The sequence below is a fragment of the Kribbella ginsengisoli genome, assembly GCF_039537185.1.
GTDB lineage: Bacteria > Actinomycetota > Actinomycetes > Propionibacteriales > Kribbellaceae > Kribbella > Kribbella koreensis.
On record NZ_BAABAA010000030.1, the window covers coordinates 23,785 to 40,688 of the forward strand.

At 62.9% G+C, this 16,904-nt stretch carries 12 protein-coding genes; 10 read left to right on the plus strand and 2 right to left on the minus strand.

Annotation, left to right across the window (positions count from 1 at the left end):
• Nucleotides 1-79 precede the first annotated feature (79 nt).
• Nucleotides 80-2,818: a class IV lanthionine synthetase LanL gene (gene lanL, locus ABD768_RS42560; protein WP_344850621.1), complete on the minus strand. Its 2,739-nt coding sequence runs from the start codon at nucleotides 2,816-2,818 to the stop codon at nucleotides 80-82.
• An 844-nt stretch (nucleotides 2,819-3,662) separates the two neighbouring features.
• On the opposite strand from lanL, the gene ABD768_RS42565 reads away from it, so the two are divergent.
• From ABD768_RS42565 to ABD768_RS42600, 8 genes are all read left to right on the plus strand, one after another.
• The gene (locus ABD768_RS42565) at nucleotides 3,663-4,577 is read left to right on the plus strand and encodes a DNA-processing protein DprA (RefSeq protein ID WP_344850623.1); all 915 of its coding nucleotides are present in this window, start codon (nucleotides 3,663-3,665) and stop codon (nucleotides 4,575-4,577) included.
• Nucleotides 4,578-4,996: 419 nt separating this feature from the next.
• The gene (locus tag ABD768_RS42570) at nucleotides 4,997-5,362 is read left to right on the plus strand and encodes a phosphoribosyltransferase (protein WP_344850625.1); all 366 of its coding nucleotides are present in this window, start codon (nucleotides 4,997-4,999) and stop codon (nucleotides 5,360-5,362) included.
• Nucleotides 5,363-6,069: 707 nt separating this feature from the next.
• Entirely contained in the window at nucleotides 6,070-6,633 is a 564-nt protein-coding gene (locus tag ABD768_RS42575) for a hypothetical protein (RefSeq protein ID WP_344850626.1), read from the plus strand.
• Nucleotide 6,634: 1 nt separating this feature from the next.
• The gene (locus ABD768_RS42580; protein ID WP_344850628.1) at nucleotides 6,635-7,270 is read left to right on the plus strand and encodes a DUF5987 family protein; all 636 of its coding nucleotides are present in this window, start codon (nucleotides 6,635-6,637) and stop codon (nucleotides 7,268-7,270) included.
• Nucleotides 7,267-8,853, plus strand: coding sequence for an FAD-dependent oxidoreductase (locus ABD768_RS42585; protein WP_344850631.1), 1,587 nt, complete (start codon nucleotides 7,267-7,269; stop codon nucleotides 8,851-8,853). Before ABD768_RS42580 ends, ABD768_RS42585 begins: the two co-directional genes overlap by 4 nt.
• Entirely contained in the window at nucleotides 8,850-10,442 is a 1,593-nt protein-coding gene (locus ABD768_RS42590) for an alkaline phosphatase D family protein (protein WP_344850634.1), read from the plus strand. The genes ABD768_RS42585 and ABD768_RS42590 overlap by 4 nt, the downstream gene beginning before the upstream one ends.
• 61 nt (nucleotides 10,443-10,503) lie before the next feature.
• Nucleotides 10,504-11,421 (plus strand): hypothetical protein, encoded by a 918-nt coding sequence (locus ABD768_RS42595; RefSeq protein WP_344850636.1) that lies wholly within the window; start codon nucleotides 10,504-10,506, stop codon nucleotides 11,419-11,421.
• A 660-nt stretch (nucleotides 11,422-12,081) separates the two neighbouring features.
• Entirely contained in the window at nucleotides 12,082-12,207 is a 126-nt protein-coding gene (locus ABD768_RS42600) for a hypothetical protein (protein ID WP_344850638.1), read from the plus strand.
• A 654-nt stretch (nucleotides 12,208-12,861) separates the two neighbouring features.
• Here the strand turns inward: ABD768_RS42600 and ABD768_RS42605 are convergent.
• Nucleotides 12,862-13,038, minus strand: a complete 177-nt coding sequence (locus ABD768_RS42605) for a hypothetical protein (protein WP_344850640.1) — start codon at nucleotides 13,036-13,038, stop codon at nucleotides 12,862-12,864.
• Nucleotides 13,039-13,848: 810 nt separating this feature from the next.
• Between ABD768_RS42605 and ABD768_RS42610 the strand changes: the two genes are divergently transcribed.
• Together ABD768_RS42610 and ABD768_RS42615 are read left to right on the plus strand one after the other, a co-directional pair.
• On the plus strand, nucleotides 13,849-14,595 hold the full coding sequence (locus ABD768_RS42610; RefSeq protein ID WP_344850641.1) for an alpha/beta fold hydrolase: 747 nt from the start codon (nucleotides 13,849-13,851) through the stop codon (nucleotides 14,593-14,595).
• An 869-nt stretch (nucleotides 14,596-15,464) separates the two neighbouring features.
• Complete coding sequence (locus ABD768_RS42615; protein WP_344850642.1) at nucleotides 15,465-16,517, plus strand: Gfo/Idh/MocA family protein; 1,053 nt, start codon at nucleotides 15,465-15,467, stop codon at nucleotides 16,515-16,517.
• Nucleotides 16,518-16,904 lie beyond the last annotated feature (387 nt).

A 16,904-nucleotide genomic window follows, 5' to 3' on the forward strand; every position in this document is an offset into this window, starting at 1 on the left:
CTGGCGGAGCCCGCCAGGCCACCCCTCTCTCGTTCGGGGACTGTGGAGTTAAGGTAGGGCAGCCGTACCTGGCTACTGCCTAGACTTGCTTGTCGCGACGAACTGGCCATTCGGGTAGCCACATCGCCGGACCTCCATGGCGAAGCCTGAGCAGAAAACCAAGTACGCCCGCCGAACCCCAGCCGTAGCTCAGGTCGCTCGCGAACCTGCCCCCGAGATGGCCCTCGCCTCCGAGGTCATGGGTAGTATCTATGATCCAAGCGATCCGGTTCGCCTGCTGCATGTAAGTCTGGTCGGCAGTGAACTCCGCCATGTCCATCAGGAAGTGGCCGACACCTGCGAGGCCACAGCAGGCCCCGGCTGTCAGCGACCAGGGATTCCGAGTGACCGATTCCGCGCATTCTTGTGCGGCCGTGGCGTAGCGCCCGTCCTGGGTTACGTCCCACAGACGGATCAAGAACGTCCCGATCCCGGCACGCCCGCCGCACCACTCGCCCCCGGCCCTGAAGAGATCACCGTCGATCGCAGTCGGCCAAGCGATCGATCCGTCGTTGCTGGTCGCAGCGCGAAGCAGAGTATCGCCCGCGCCGGATGCCGCCTCCAAGAAGGATTCTGACCGGGCGCCAGCTGCCTGAGCGGCGGACACCAGAAAGGTGCCGACTCCTGCAATCCCATGCGCGAAGCCATATGTCGAGTTGCCGGCGAGCTTTGAGTTCACAATTGAAGGCGTTGGCCAGATCCAGTCATCACCGCGTCGCCGGGCTGCGCTGATGACCGCAGCTGCGGCTGCACACGCGCCTTCGAGGAGTTGGGTGTCACCTGTCATTTGCCAGAGATGGATATGGGTGAGGCCGGCACCGGACAACCCGTGCGTGACGTCTGCGATCGGTCCCCTGGTAGGAAGTCTCTTCGCTAATTGCAATGCAGTAGTGCCGAGTTCGTCGTCGCCAAGAAATGCCGAGGCATCGAACAGAGCCCATGCTGTGCCGCTGCGGCCGAAGCCGAGCCCGGGCAGGAAGCGAGGTACATCGAAGGCGCGTTCGCCGATCCACTTACTGGCGGCAGCGACCGTGTCACGCAGTTCATCACCTCCAACACCCACTCTGGCGGCCAAGGTCAGGCTCGCGAGTACACCAGCGGCTCCGTGCCATGCGCCACATCTATCGCGTTCCCCACCCGGCTCCCTGTTCATGGGCCAAAGGGTGGAGCTGCCTGTGGTCATGGTCCGCATCAGGTTCGAAAACGCGGTAGTGACGATTTGATCCAGACGTTCTGGCCTTATAAAGGCGTCGTCGGGCGTATTAGGCAAGGCGGATGAGATCGGGCCGGCTGTGTCGACACTGGAGACTCGCGCGAGGAAGCGATCAGCCTGATCGAGTGTCCAGCGCATCTCCGGGTCGGGTTCCGTGAGCCCAACAATCATGTCAGCGAAGACATCGACACCGTGGTACACGCGAGAGATGTCGTTGAGCACGTCACGTCGCTCGGACGCAGACCCCGGCTCGCCTCGTCCTCCCGACATCGGCGTAGGCGCCAATCCGGTGAGAGCACTGAACAGGGTGATCCCCAAGCTGAAACAATCGGCGCCTGGGTCTGCCGAAATTGGCGCCGTACGTTGGGCGTTTCTGATGCATTCAGGGGCGATGAAGCCGCGGGTTCCAGTGCCAGGGGCTACTATCTGCCCCCGCGAGACGATATACTCGACATCAATGATGTACACCTTGTTCTCTGGTGTCACTATCAGGTTCGCTGGCTTCAGATCGCGTATGACATAACCTGCGTCGTGCAAAAGCCGTAGCGCTGAGACTAGCGCCCTGACAATAGCCAGTACATCACCAGCGCTCGCTCGGCCCGCGGCGATGTTCTTCGAGCTCCACACATTCAAGGGGACGCCGGGGACACATGTCTGAACGAGCATGAGATCACCTTCGTCCTCGAACAACGCCAGTTTGGCCGGAACGATCTCAAGGTGTTTCAAGTTGTCCAGAATGTCCGCCTCTCGGCGCAGGCGATCGCGAACGTCGCAACCATCAAGCGTTCCACCGACATGAGCTCGCGCCTGTTTGATGATCACCTCGGTGCCATCTCGGATGTCCGCCGCGCGGTAGACTCCTCCCTTATTTGCGTGCCGGATCGCCTCGTGAACTCGGTAGCGATCAGCGAGAAGGATCGGTCCCTGCTCGACATCCGGCTCAACTGACTCATAACCCGGCGGTGCCTGCGCCCAGGGCGGCGGGGAGAACCAAGGTGTCCGCTCGTCGTGTACCAACGTGCCATCCGGACGGCTCATCATAGTCTCGAAGACACCGTCCTCCGTGAAGACCGTGCGAGCTTTGAAAGTTCCGTAGCGATATTGAACGATGCTGCCGGGCTGATACGGCCGGTCCGACAGAATTGCTGGTCCAGGAAGGCCTGACGTTGCCGAGTGGAGGGCCTCGGCCAGCACCCTGAAATGTTCGTCATCTTGGGGATAGACGGTAATGAACTTTCCGCTGCCGCCCCGGCTGTACCAATCACGGTTCAACTCGATAACTCGCCGAATGTCTGTAGCGAACTTGAATGCACCGTTCAGTCGCACGATCTCTGCGATGGAACGAGCAAGGACCAGCGGAGCTGATAGTGGCGTGGCCGACACATGGATCTTCCAGCCGTGTGGCCGCATCGCATACGCGGCTGGTGTGATGTAGCACCAGGCCTCGGCCGAGCGTACTGTCCACAGCTGACTGCCGGCGCGATCGAGTGCTGCATGCGCGATATCAGCCAGGAGGAACGAATCCGCGCCGACCGGGCGACCAGCGTCCGGGCTCGAATCCAACATGAGGTGCACCCTTTCGACCAGCCGCTAGTAACGAGGTGCGAGGACGAGTGTGCACCACGGCTGATCGTCTCCGTCATCTCTGTATCAAGGCTGAATCGGCGCTGAGGTGGAGTATTGTGCTGCGGCGGGCCGCGACTGGGTGAGGTAACAGACCGCGATAAGGTCCAAGCAGTTTGTAACGATTGGCCAAGCAGCGCCGGCCGATCGGGTTGCGTCAGCTAGGGATCAGCCTTGGCACGAGCCGCTGGCCCTCGAGGAGTGCCAGCGACAACGCGTCCTCGGGGCGGCGACCAGTCACCGATCAGCCGGAATGCGTGGTTATAGACGCCGCGGGCAAAGTCATCGAATAGCTTGCCGAAAAGCGTCTTCGTCACCGCGGACCTCGGCGCGGAAATCACCTTCACAGCCAGATCTCTGTCCGCACTAACGCCACTGGCTTCGTCATCTCCGGACTTCCAGATGCAGGAGGAGCTCAACAGATTCATACCTTGCGACGCGGCGGAAGCCGGAGGATGCCCGGGAGATCAGGGTCTCGCGGTCCTCTCGAGCCAACCTTGCGCCAGTTGGAGGCGCCGACGCGCCTCAGTCACCCCGCCGCGAGTCCACTCGAACCACTCACCCACCGACCCTGGACCGCAGCCTTGCCTCGTCGCGTCCACCGTCCAAAACGCAGGTTGCCTTCGCGGAGCCGAAAGTGACGCTTGAGCTCAAGGGAACACATGTTCGAATGTGTGAGATAGTTTAGCTACTCTTGGGGGATGCCCGTCATGAAACGGCACAGAGTGTAGCGGCGATTGCTGGGGCAGAGCTCCTGATCCCGGTATCGTCCGTCATAGGAGAGGTGGTGAGCCGGGTGGACAATGGCGAGGTGCTGGCGCTGGTAGCGCTGTTACGCCACACCGAGGCGCGCAAATCGTGGCGGGCGGTGGTGAATGAGGTCCGCGAGCTAGGGGCGCTCGGTGTGCTGCACCGTGAGCACCCTCAGACGCTGCTGGATCCCGACCCAGTAGTGGCGCTCTTAGAGGCCGCCCAGCGGGATCTGCGCGCCTGGAGCGAGGTGGCGCGGGTGCTGACGCTGTTCGACGACGATTTTCCGCCCCAGTTGCGTGAGGTCCACGACGTACCGGCTGTGCTGTTCGCGCGCGGTCGCCTCGCTGCTCGTGGCGAGACGGAGCAGGGCGCCTGCATCGTGGGGTCGCGCAAGGCGTCGCCGGAGGCGTTGCGATTTGCCGGTGCCGTGGCAACAGCGCTCGTGAGGAGGGGGACAGCAGTCGTATCCGGTCTTGCTGAGGGCATCGACACTGCCGCGCATCGGGCGGCGCTGGAGGCCGGCGGTCGGACCGTGGCGGTTATCGGTACGGGGATCGATCAAGTATTTCCAGCGGTGAACAAGGACCTGCAGCAGAGCATAGAGCGCGAAGGCCTTGTGTTATCGCAGTTCTGGCCCGGTAGCGGCCCAACCAGGTCGTCGTTCCCAATGCGGAACGCAACGATGTCGGCATACGGGATGTGTACTTTGATCGTAGCGGCCGGAGAGCAGTCCGGAGCACGGATCCAGGCTCGTCAGGCAGTCGCGCATGGTCGGCCGCTGATCCTAACGCGCAGCGTCGCTACCTCGACTGAATGGGGTCGCGAGCTGGCCCGATCGGCGTACGACGTTCAGGTCATTGGCGACGTCGACGCCGCGATCTCGGCGATCGACGGAGTGCTCCAGCGCCCGCGGCGACTAGACGACCTATTGGCGGACCTCGCCAAGTGACTGATCCGCAGCTCGTCGGGTACCGCCGCGAGATCGCCAGCGTGATGACCAACCCGCTGCGGATAATAGGTGTCACGTGCGTAATATGCACTCGTGAGGTCGACGCTGGACATCAGTTGTGTGTCAAGTGTCGTGGACACCGTAGCCGCTTTGAGTTGTCGGGAAATCCAGGGTCGCCCAGTTACCTGACGTCGGACCTGGTGGTACCACTCACGTATGCGGTCCAAGGCTACCAGGCCTATACCGACATGTATAAATACAAGGACCCAGTGTCATTTGAGGCGGCGCAGCGAAGGCTCGCGTTGCTCGCGGCAGTGTTCGTCGGTGCTCACCATTCCTGCATTGACAGGTTCACCGGACACCCAGTCACCTGCCTAGCTGTTGTGCCCTCGCTAAACGGCCGGGTTGGTCAGCACCCAATGGAAAAGTTCGCGGAGCTGTTCCCGCTGAACTGGCACCGAATCCAGTTGAGTCCTGCGCATGACCTTCCATCTGACAGCAACCAGCGCCGCGAGCCGAATCCAGCGTTCTATCAGTGCAACTATGACCTCACCGGGCACCACGTTGTTCTTATCGACGACACGTGGGTAACCGGCGGTCACACCCAAGGAGCGGCTGTGCGCCTACGTAATGCCGGCGCGGCCCGAGTGACTATCTTGGTTTTCGCGCGCTTCCTGATGACTAACTACCCGCCGACCTTGGAATTCATTCGCAAGTATGATATTCCGCACCCGCCGTACGAAATCACGATCTGTCCAGTGACCGGCGGCGTGTGCCCGCAGTGATCTGACACGGGAGGGGTAACTGGTCACGAAACGAGTAGCAGTACGGTCGTAGATCGGCACCGCGATCGGTGACTGGATCGCTGCGGCATTGTCGTGCTTACGTTGGGCTAGCCGCAGGACTGGAGCCCTGTTGGACCGGCTCAGCGGGCCGCTGTCGCCGAGAGCCCACTGTTACACCAATAGATGTGATAGCGACAATGTGGTGCACCGAGAACGGCAGGTTCGACAGCCGGGATTGGGCGAGCTACGGCCGACCATGTGCTTCTACCAGTGACGAAGTACCGCTGAGCCTTGCAAAGGCATATGGCTCGACGACGTCAAATCGCGCCGAATCAGCCCAGTACCTGTTGCGGGTTGTCGCGCCAGGCCACCCTGCTCCAAACGCCGCACGCGGCAAGGCTACGACCGGTGGTCGGCTTCTCGTCGACCGGGGAAGGCACACGACACCATCGCTCGATTCCTGGCCACGAGCTACGAGCCGTGCGACCGACTTCCATCGACTCGGCGAAGCTATGACCGGTCACGCGTACCTGCGTGACAACGGCAGCTGAGACTGTTGAGACTGTTGAGACCAGCTTGAGCCGAATGGTGCCTTGCTGCGCCATCAGTGGTCAGCCAACATCGGTCCACGGTCGCTCATCGGACTTCTTGCATCATCCGCGACCTACTCCTGCTCTGTTCATCGCTGTCAGATCTGTGGAGGCGTCATGCGTTGGAAGCCGGTCATTCTTGCTGCAATCCTTGCGATTCTGATGTCGGTCCTGCCTGCGTCGGCCTCCGCTCGGCAAACGGCAAACGCTTATCACGACCCTGCCTTCGGCTCGCTATGCCAGTGGCATCAGTACGGCGAGGGCATCATTCCGCCGTGGTGGATCTACGCCGAGAACCCTTTGTGTGTGGAGTATCTCAAGCGGGACATCACCATCGACAACGGTGGAGCCGCGGCGTTCCTGTTGGCCGAGCCGTTCCGCGTGGCGGTCGCCATACCGACCTGCAGGTACTGGCAGATTGATCACTGGAGTGTACAAACCCACCAAGGCGACGTCCCGTATGTCGCGTGGGACGGAAACTACTGGTTCGACAAGCATTCCGGTGCCGCCGGCATGCTGTTGCAGCATTTCCGGATCAACGGCGTAACGGCCGGGGTCGGTGACGTCGTGCAGGCCCTCCGGCCGAGATTCCCCGCCTTGGCGGACGCGCTCTCCCGTTACGGCTCGCAAGGTGGCGAGACCGGCCTCACCATCAGCATGCCTACCTCTTGGTGGTGCTGAGATGGACCGCCGCACTGTGATCGGTGGATTGCTGGCGGCGATTGCTCTGCCGAGGTTGACTGTCGCCCCGCAAGCCGCGGTCGTGGCTGACGATTCCGTCACTACGGTGACGTTGGAGGCCTTTGCCGACACTCTTATTCCAGGCGCCAAGCGGTTTCCAGGTGATGTCGCGGTGGCCGGTGCGGCCGCAGGCCCGGGGGGCGCCGACGTCGGATACCTCCAGTTACTGCGCGATTCGCGGGTGAAACTGTGCTGGGCGCTTCCCGAGTTGGCCGTTGTTCTCAACATGGCCGCTGCAGCCTACGCGGCGGGCCGGCTGATCTTGCTGCCCTGGGGCGTGCCGCCGATGGCCGGTCTCACATTCGCTCAACGAACGGCCTTCCTGCCCAGCTTGTTCCGGACCAGCCGATCAGACAGATTGATCTGGATCCTGCTAGCAGTACTGGCGTCGATCGCCTTCGACTCGGCCGCGCACCTGCAGACCGCCGAGGCCATCCGCAACGGGCACCCGGGACTGAAATTCTTGAGGTTCCCGCCGCCGAATGCCGACGGGCGTTGGCGTTTCGAGCGCTTCTCCTACGGCCGCCAACTGGCAGCTGCCCATCCTGGTACCACCACCGGCGGGAGTCCGTCATGACGGTCGAGACCGTCGACGTCGTCGTGATCGGCAGCGGCTTCGGCGGTGCCATCCCTGCCTATCATTGCGCAGCCGCCGGGGCCCGGGTCGTCATTCTGGAGCGAGGACCACGACTAAACACGAGTCAGTTCGCCCAGGACATGGCCATCGGTTCCTACACCCGGACCATCGACACGATCATCGGAGACGGGATCACGGTGCTGGCCGGCAACTGCGTCGGCGGTTCCAGCGTCGTGTATTTCGCAGCGTCCTTGCGGGCCCCAAGCTTCGTCTTCGATCGCCATGGTGGCCAAGGGCAACGACTATGGCCAGCCGCTATCAGCCGCGCCGCCCTCGATCCCTGGTACGACCGAGTTGAGGCAGCTCTACCAGTAGCCCAGCAGGCCTGGACTGACGTCTCGTACGCCGGTGGCGTGTTCGCCGCAGCCTGCGCGCGTGCCGGTCGTACATGCAACCCCGTGCCGGTAGCCGTGGATCTCGAGCGGTGCACCAACTGCAACTGGATGTTGTCGGGGTGTGTCTTCGATGCCAAACGCTCACTTCTGCACAACTATCTGCCTGCTGCCGAGGCCGCCGGTGCTCAGATCCGGCCACTGCACGAAGTACAGATGATCTCCCCGGCCCTGACCCCGAACTTCCGCTATCGGGTCACCGCGCTGCGGTACGACACGGACGGCTTAGTGGCCGCCACCGAGTGCATGGAGGCAAAGGTCGTCGTCCTCGCCGCCGGTGCCGTAGGAACTCCTATCATCCTGCAACGGTCCGCGGTGCTGCTCGGATCGATGCCGCGAGCTGTTGGTCGGTACTTCTCGGGGAACGGTGATCGGGTGAGCGTGGCCGTCATGAACGACGACCGGGTCAGGAATGTACTGCGGCTCTCGACCAGCGCGGGATCTGGCTACGATGCCTTCCCTGTCGGCAAAGCGATCACAGCGATGACATTCGACCGGTTGGACGGCAGCCGACCTGAGTTCGAGCGTTTCGCCCTGCAGCAGATCTACTTCCCGCCGATGACCAACCTCTTGGGCGCTGCTCCAGGATGGTGGGGGCCGAGCAAGAAGCAGATGCGTCAGCGGTGGCGGTCGTGGCTGACGATCCTGGCGATGACCGAGGATGAAAACGAAGGATCCTTCGGGCTCCCCCCGCCGGTAGGCAGTTTCACCAGGATCGCGCCGGCGTTGGCACTCGGCAGCATGTCCTATCGGCCGTCACCGGACACCAGGCTCGGTTGGGCACTCGCTGATGCCGAACTCAAAGCCGTCATGGAGCGTGACGGGCTCGCGACCGTGACCCCGTGGCACGAGGAAGCCGGCGGAGTGGTGACCGCGCATCCGCTCGGCTCCTGCCGGATCGGGGACGACCCGGAGACGTCTGCGTTGGACAGCCGACACGAATTGCGCGGTCATCCAGGGCTGTTCGTTACGGACGCGGCGGCTGTACCGACGACCCTTTGCGTCAACCCTTCGCTCACTGTTGCCGCACTTGCCGAACGGGCCGCACCTTTCGTGCATGAACGCCTCGCTGCTTCCGGAGTCTCGGTCCGCCCCCTCAGTACTGGCCTCAATCAGGAGCTCACATCATGACTGTTCGCCGTCGCACCGTCCTCGGCGCCGCAGGCGCCGCCATAGTCGGATCAAGTGCAGTCTCGGCACTCCACGCGAGCGGATCGTCCGCCGCTGCGCCGTTCGCCCACGGTGTCGCCTCAGGTGACCCTCTCCCAACCGGCATCCTGCTCTGGACCCGGGTGACGCCTACTCCAGAGTCCCAGCCGGGCTCCGGCCTCGGACCGATAGTCGTAGTCGGATGGCAGCTGGCCTCCGATGCTGCCTTCGTCAATGTGGTCGCCGCTGGAACTGTGACCACGGGTCCATCAGAAGATCACACGGTCAAGGTCGACGTCCGTGGCCTGCAGCCGACGACCACCTATTGGTACAGGTTCCTGCTGAACGGGACCGCGTCTTCGACCGGACGAACCAGGACCGCACCCGCCGCCACGATGTCGGTAGATCACCTGCGCTTCGGAGTAGTTTCGTGCAGTAACTGGGAGGCCGGGTACTTCTCCTCCTATCGGCATCTAGCCCAGCGCGGCGATCTCGACCTGATCATCCACCTCGGCGATTACATCTATGAATACGGCACCGGAGAGTATGCCAATCGTGGTCGACCGGTACGACTGTGCAAGCCACCGAACGAAGTCGTCACGCTAGCGGACTATCGGACCCGGCACGCGCAGTACAAGACCGACCCAGATGCCCAACTGTTGCATGCAACCGTTCCATGGGTGATGGTGTGGGACGATCACGAGTTCAGTAACGATGCCTGGGCCGGCGGTGCTCAGAACCACACGCCGGCCACCGAAGGCCCGTGGGCGCAGCGGTCCGCGGCTGCCCGCCAGGCCTACGCGGAGTGGATGCCGGTTCGGCTGGACGCTGCAGGCCAGATCTATCGGAGGCTGCAGTTCGGCACCCTTGCCGATCTCACGATGCTGGACCTGCGGTCGTACAGGTCCCAGCAAGCCTCAGGCACCGCGACAGACGACCCCACCCGGACCATCACCGGCGACGCCCAGATGAGCTGGCTGAAGAGCGGCCTGACAAGCTCGACGGCCAGCTGGAAATTGATTGGCAACTCCGTGATGATCTCCCGCCTGGACGTCGGGTCCCTGCCAGCCTGGTTGCTGGGTCCGATCGCGAAACTGCTCGGCATACCCAGCAACGGCCTGGCATACAACATCGACCAGTGGGACGGCTACAACGCCGACCGCGACGAACTCGTCGACTACTTGCGTGGCAACCAGATCGACAACGTCGTGTTCCTCACCGGTGATATCCATAGCTCCTGGGCGAGCGAGCTCACGACGAGGAACACTGCACTGGCTCCGACCGCGGTCGAGTTCGTGATCCCGTCGGTGACCAGCGACAACATCGATGACATCCTGGATGTGCGCCCGGGCTCCATATCTCCTTACCTGGTCGATCTCATTCGTGCCAGCAACTGGCACATCAAGTGGGCGGAACTCGACCGCCACGGTTTCGGCGTACTCGACATCCGGCCGGATCGGTGTCAGATGGACTGGTACTTCGTCGCGGATCGCCGGGACCCGGAATCGACAGCCAGGCTCGCGGCGAGTTGGAAGGTCGTCGACGGGCTGGCGCGAGTTCGCCAGGCATGAGCGAGATCAGGGAAGGCGCTCCACGAACGACAGCGATCAAAAGAGGGCAGGTACTGCGGAGATGTCCGATCTGATGGCTTCACGGTGGCGTGGTCAACCGGGCCGGCTGGAGGTCTGGTACACCACCCTTACCGACCCGGCAACAGGCACTGGGTTCTGGCTGCACCACGAACTGATGGCGCCGACCGATGGTTCGCCAGCGTACGCCCATGGCCTGGCCGCCGTGTTCCGATCCAGGAGTGAGCCGGTCCATCGCCGGTTCGGTCCGGTCGAGTGGGCGCCGGATCCCGCCAAGACATTCAAAGCCGGGCCGGTGGAGGTCACCAAGACGCATCTGGCCGGAGTGGCCGAAGACCTTGCTTGGGATCTGCGAATGCATGGTGGTGGAGCCCCGTTGTTCACCTTTCCGACCTGGGCTTGGCGGCGGGAGATCTTGCCTGCAGCTCAGATCGTGCCGGCACCGGTAGCCCACTACACCGGAATCATTACGGTGGGGAAGAAGGAGATCGCGATCGATCAAGCACCCGGTGCTACCGCGCACATCTATCGTCGAGGCAATGCCAAACGATGGGCTTGGTTACACGCCGACCTCGGTAACGGTGACGTCCTCGAGGTAGTCGCAGCCGTTGCCTCGGCACCCTTCATGCGTGGCCTCCGTCCACTTCCTCTGCTCAAGCTCCGGCTGGACGGCGAGGAGCATCCCAACGGGGACACGTTGCTGGCGGCACGGAGGTTGCGGGCCGACATCTCCCTGCCCACCTGGCGCATTCACGGCCGCATCGGCGACCACGAGCTCGACGTCGTCGTCACCCAACCGCCAGGACAGACTGTCACGGTCCCACTTCTCAACCCGGACGGGAGCAGGACCCTCTGCCACAACAGTGAGACTGCCACTGCCGACATCACTTGGGCCAAACGAGGCCGGACCGAGCGAACCTGGCATATCGCGGACTCTGCCCACGCTGAGGTCGGCGGCTAGCGGCATTTCGTACTGGGACCGTCAACGGACTCTCGAGCTGGTCGAGTTTCAGTGTGCCTTCAGCAGCGCCGTGGAAAATCGGGCGTTATCGACGAACTCGGGAGGCGTGCTGTGGAGCGGTTCGGACGTCCGGTCTTGTGGACCTCGGCTGGAATTGCGAGTGGCCTAGTCCTCGTGTTCCTGGGGGTTCTACTCTGGCCAGGGACCGACACAGTGGATGCGAAAGATGCTACGCCGACGGAGCGGACTATCTCGTTTCCAACGACCGTCTCACCTAACGCGCCCACTCCACCCGTTGTCACGATACAGAGCGCACCACCTGGACCGACGGCGACCACGACGCAGACCGTGCCGCCTGGACCGACCGCCACCACAACGCAGACGGTGAGGGTAAAGGTGACGCCGGCGCCGAAGGTGCCGACCGCACATACCAGTACTTCAGCGGCGCGGATTGTCTACTTTCGGGTGACCCGGGAACCGAAGTGTGAGGTCGCTGCGACAGCCACAACGCCCGCCCAGGCTGCCGTCGATATTCAGCTGTCTTGGAAGGTGCTCGGCGCGGATCAGGTCGCCTTCTCCGATGACGAACCGAACTACTTCGAGAGCCACGGCGGGCGGGCCGGGAAACGCGGAAGGTTTCCCACGGTTCACACTCTGTCGATGGAGTACTTCTGCAACGACGGCGAGGACACAACGCACGAGTACACCATCAACACCATGGGCAAGGGACCGAGCACGAAGCTGAGCATCGCGTACACGGTGCCTGCGGCCGAGCCGGCCTCGTAGCCCGACAGACCGCCGTGTGATCATGAGTTGGCGACCGCATCTGCTGCCCATGATCACGCGGCTTGTACTTGCAATACAAGGAGATCTGGTTTTGGTCGGGATTTGGTCCGCCATTCCGGCTTGGACCGCGTCCTGGTCCCTCTACCTCGACCTGCAACATTGGGCCCACGGTCAACCCGAATGCTGGGCACGGTGGGAGGTGCCCTGCCACATCCGCCAAACCGAGGTCAAAGAGCACTCCCGCGGTGAGAATCGCCGAGCCAGCAAACAGACCGCAAACCGGGCCCGGCAACGGGAACCACTGCTCGGGCTCCTGGTCGGCCACATCGATGACCGCCATCAGCACCCCGCCGGTTGTTCACCACAGCACAAGCACCCAGCGCTGGCGAGGAATTCACCTACGCCGGAGTCCGCTATCACCGGATGGACACTGCCCACGATCAGCGGCGCGAACGAGTCACCGGAATCCAGCCGGCCCGTTTTCAGAACCTCTCGACCAACTAGGTCCTCAGCGTCGATGCCTATGAGGAACGAACCATTTGGGACTGGGCCGTCATCCCGACATTGCGATACTCCGGCGTCCGTGTCGAAGAACTCACCGAGCTGAGCTCTGTCAGTATCCGGCCGTACCGACTTCCGAACCGCAAGGTCGTCTCACTTCTGGTGATCGGTCCAAACAAACTGCGAGCGCATCACCCCAATGTCCACTGAGCTATTCGCGACCATCGCCGCATCCGCCGCATCCGCCGCATCCGCCGCGACCAAAGCACTATCCCTGCCATCAGATGCATCGACCCAGACGAACAGGTCTGGAGCGAGCCCTTGCCGCATCTGTTCCAGCGCAAGATCGGTTCCCGCGGGCGGTGCTGACGATGATGGTGATCAGCCGCATGCTCGCCGCACGCTGCGAAGGCCTCATTGCGATTCACCCACGCTTTGCAGAGATCACCTTCACCACGCACGACTCCCGCGGCTCTCGCCACCTAAGGCGTCAACACAACTAAGGCCTCATCCGCCACCACCAAGGCTTTCTCGAACGACGGCGCGCTCAACGACCCACCCGACGAATACCGAAGCGCCACCGACGAAGGATGGACTGGATTCGAGATCCTTCGACAACCGCAAAGTTGAGCTCGGCAACTGCAGTCGGCCCTGGGGAGCTACACGCGCCCATGAGCACGCCTACGTCCGCTGCCCATGCTCCGTGTCGCCCCGAGGATGCTCGCCCGACTGGGCGAACTAGAGGCGATCTCATCGACCTCTCGCAACGAGCCCAAGCCGACAATTGGCTCGGTGGGATCGGAAGCATCAAACTGACCTTGTCGTTCCTCGGGGACAAGCACGCCCGAGCCCAACAACTCAACAGCCGGAAACATCTTCTTGAGCTCCCAGGTCGCCGACCGAGGCTAGTGCATCGAAAGCCTGTTACTACACTGCGATCGTACCGGGGCGGATGGGTTGGAGTTGTTTTGATGACCTTGGTCGCTGGAAGTCGTCTGGACGAAGGTCCGTACTCGTATTCGGGGCTAGCTGCAGGCAAGGGCGGCTTCGGCGGGAACCGTTCGCCGAAGCGTTCACAGTGATCCGGTTCGGTGCTTAAAGGACTTGCGGGGTATGGGCTCTGGCAGTCACGCTCCAGGCATGACTGTTTCTCATTGGGTTGTCGGCGAAGGGCCCGTGGTGGTGCTGGTGCATGCGGGCGTCGGAGATGCTCGGATGTGGGCGCAACTGGTGGAGGACCTGCGGGTGGATCACCGGGTGATTACGCTCGACTTGCGCGGGTACGGCGAGACGCCGCTGGCAATTGGAACGAAGTATTCAGATGCAGGTGACGTGCTGGACCTGCTCGACGAGCTGGCGATCGAGACAGCCGCGATGGTCGCAGCGTCGTACGGCGGATACGTCGCGCTGCAGGCGGCGACTCGGCGGCCTGAGCGGTTTAGCCGGCTCGTGCTGATGGCGCCGCCGGTCGACGGGGTTGATCGGACCGATGACCAGCGGGCGTTCGGCGCTGCTGAAGACGATCTGCTGGAGGCTGGTGACGTCGACGGCGCCACCGCGTTGAACGTGCATACCTGGCTCGGCCCGGACGCCGATGACAAGGCGCAGGAGCTGGTATTCGCCATGCAACGGCGTGCTTTCGAACTGCAGCTTGCCGCTGGGGATGACATCGAAAACGAGGAGTACGAGGTCGATCTCGCCGCGGTCAGTACACCGGTGAAGTTGTTCACCGGGGCACACGACCTGCAGTACTTCCACGACTGTGGAGCTCACCTCGCCGCTAACTTGCCGAAGGTCGACTACACCGAGCTCGCGTGGGCCGGCCACCTGCCGTCGCTGGAGCGCCCGGCCGAGATGAACGCACTGATCCGCGCCGCGCTGAGCTGAAGGTCGCGGGCCCGCGCCTGGGCCAACTTTGGCCCTCTAACCACATCGGCGCCGCTGCGGTGGCCCCGAAGGCTCCCGCTCCGATGAGCAAACCTGCATCCGCTGCCGATGCTCACGCTCAACTCGAAGATGCTTCCGCGTCTGGACGAAACTCGAAGCCGACCTGGTTCAGCGCCGCGACCACGCCGCCACCAACAGTTGGAAGGGTGAGATCGAACGCATCGACCTCACCCTCACCTTCCTGTGCGGAAACGCCGCCAGGTCCACACAGTGGTCCTCGGAATGCCATTGCGAATGCGCGTGTGGAGGGGAAGGCATGTGGATTGACCTGGGCGCGAATTCGCATCACAACCCACCAGGCCGCAGCCTACGTGCACCTCCGCTCGCTGGTCGCTCGGCATGACGCGGCGCGGTACGGCTGCCTTGTCGTCGAGCGAGGGAGCCGGATGCCGGGCCGAGTCGCACAGTCTGCGCCCGTTGTCGCTAGTCCGGTCCAGCAATACCGACCCGACGCCCGAGGACCGCTGGCCATCACCGGCCTCCGCTAGGCCAGCTCCGGCCCATCGGCCGGCTTGGTACCGCGCAGCTGCGTAATGCGCGGTTAGGGGAGTCGCCAGTTGGCGATGTTGGATGCTGGGCACGAGGTCAGTCGCGGCAACGGCGTTGACATGATCAGTCGTCCTGTCTGTCTTGGTGCCGTGGGCGCTGGACGTTCCGGCGTACGAAGCAGCTACCTGACGGCGGACCAGCCTGTCGCATCTGTCGACCGTCGCAACCCGGGCCATCCTGCGCCCCTGTGGACGAGGTTGCCAGCCAGGCCCTATGATCATAAGTTGTATTATCTTTAGGTCACAGGGACCGGAGTCGGCATGGGACATTCGCTTGGTGTCGGAATCATCGGGTGCGGTGGCGCTGCCAATGACTTGTGCGCCGCCATCAGCAGGGTGCCTGAGGTGGCCGTCGCCGCCGCCCAGGACCGGATGCCGGAGCATGCGACCGGGCTTGTGCAGAATCACGGCGGAGTCATCCGGCCCACGATCGACTCTCTGATCGAGGATGCCGGAGTTGATGTGGTTTACGTCGCTCTGCCGCACAACCTCCTGGCGACCACTGCACAGAAGGCGCTTCTAGCGGGCAAGCACGTACTTGTCGAGAAGCCCATGGCCCTGGACGTTCCTGCGCTGGTGGAACTGAGGGATATGGCCTCCGCGCGTGGCCTCGTTGCTGGTGTGAACTTCGAGCTCCGTTCTTCAGCCGCAGTGCTAAAGGCGCGCGATCTCGTCGAAGCCGGCGCGATTGGGGACATCACCGCTATTCGTATCCGGACGGTCATCGACAAGACCGATAGCTACTGGCTGTCCGGGCCGCGAGGCGCCGTGGTCGACTCGTGGAGGTCTCGGAGAGAGTCGGCAGGTGGTGGGGTGGTGTTGATGAACTCGATCCACCAGATCGACCTGGTCCGGCACATCACAGGACTCTCGTTTCGACGGGCGAGCGCCGAAGTCGCGACATTGGCCGCGCCTGTCGATGTGGAGGACACTGCCTCAGCCTCGCTGATGATGTCGAACGGCGCTATCGCCACACTGGCTGCCGCGGCACATAGCCCAGGCGCAGCAGACGAGGAAGTAATCGAAATCGAGGGAACGCGCGGCCGACTGAATCTGCCTGACGCGTATGGCGTCGGCCCGTTGCGATTCTACGTCCGGGAGGACTGGAAGGACTATGCTGCTCGCACCTGGCATGTGGTCCCGGGGCGGCAGGATGACTGTCAGTCCGTGTTCTTGTCCGAATACGTACGAGCCATTCTCGATGGCGGACCCCCACCGGCAGGTCCGGAAGATGCCATAGCCGCTCTTGCCACAGTTCAAGCTATCTACAGGTCCAGCATGACCGGATCAAGGATCGCTGTCGTCGACGCTTGACTCTCGTCCCTCGAGATCTCCAGCTAGACGGCGTCGCGTGATGGTGTAACGCGCTGGCGGAGCGGTCACGATTGGCTCCCAGTAAGTCAGCTGAGCTGACGGCGGCGCCATCGTTGAATCGGAAGGGCATCGGTCGGTGCGCTTGTCCGGCGAGCAATCTGCAGCTCGGCCGTATTCCAAGTGTTCAGCGTAAGACTCGAGCGCTCGGACCTAAGCCTCGGTCTGAGCGCTGTGCTTCCCGGCAGATCAGCCCGCAGATCCGGGGGTCAAGTCCCATGGAGTGGTGTACGACGGTTGGTCCTTCGTCGTTGTGTGGTTAGGCGCTGATGGCGCCGGTGGTGGTGTTGTCCTCGGTGGTGGTGATGAGGGTGAGTCGGCTGCGGTGGA

Bases quoted from the DNA above. Each gene is read 5' to 3' on its own strand.
- ABD768_RS42585 (WP_344850631.1), top strand. From the start codon at position 7,267: ATGACGGTCGAGACCGTCGACGTCGTCGTGATCGGCAGCGGCTTCGGC.
- lanL (WP_344850621.1), bottom strand. From the start codon at position 2,818: ATGTTGGATTCGAGCCCGGACGCTGGTCGCCCGGTCGGCGCGGATTCG.
- ABD768_RS42590 (WP_344850634.1), top strand. From the start codon at position 8,850: ATGACTGTTCGCCGTCGCACCGTCCTCGGCGCCGCAGGCGCCGCCATA.
- ABD768_RS42605 (WP_344850640.1), bottom strand. From the start codon at position 13,038: ATGCGGCAAGGGCTCGCTCCAGACCTGTTCGTCTGGGTCGATGCATCT.
- ABD768_RS42580 (WP_344850628.1), top strand. From the start codon at position 6,635: ATGGACCGCCGCACTGTGATCGGTGGATTGCTGGCGGCGATTGCTCTG.
- ABD768_RS42595 (WP_344850636.1), top strand. From the start codon at position 10,504: ATGTCCGATCTGATGGCTTCACGGTGGCGTGGTCAACCGGGCCGGCTG.
- ABD768_RS42610 (WP_344850641.1), top strand. From the start codon at position 13,849: ATGACTGTTTCTCATTGGGTTGTCGGCGAAGGGCCCGTGGTGGTGCTG.
- ABD768_RS42615 (WP_344850642.1), top strand. From the start codon at position 15,465: ATGGGACATTCGCTTGGTGTCGGAATCATCGGGTGCGGTGGCGCTGCC.
- ABD768_RS42600 (WP_344850638.1), top strand. From the start codon at position 12,082: ATGGAGTACTTCTGCAACGACGGCGAGGACACAACGCACGAGTACACC.
- ABD768_RS42575 (WP_344850626.1), top strand. From the start codon at position 6,070: ATGCGTTGGAAGCCGGTCATTCTTGCTGCAATCCTTGCGATTCTGATG.
- ABD768_RS42570 (WP_344850625.1), top strand. From the start codon at position 4,997: ATGGAAAAGTTCGCGGAGCTGTTCCCGCTGAACTGGCACCGAATCCAG.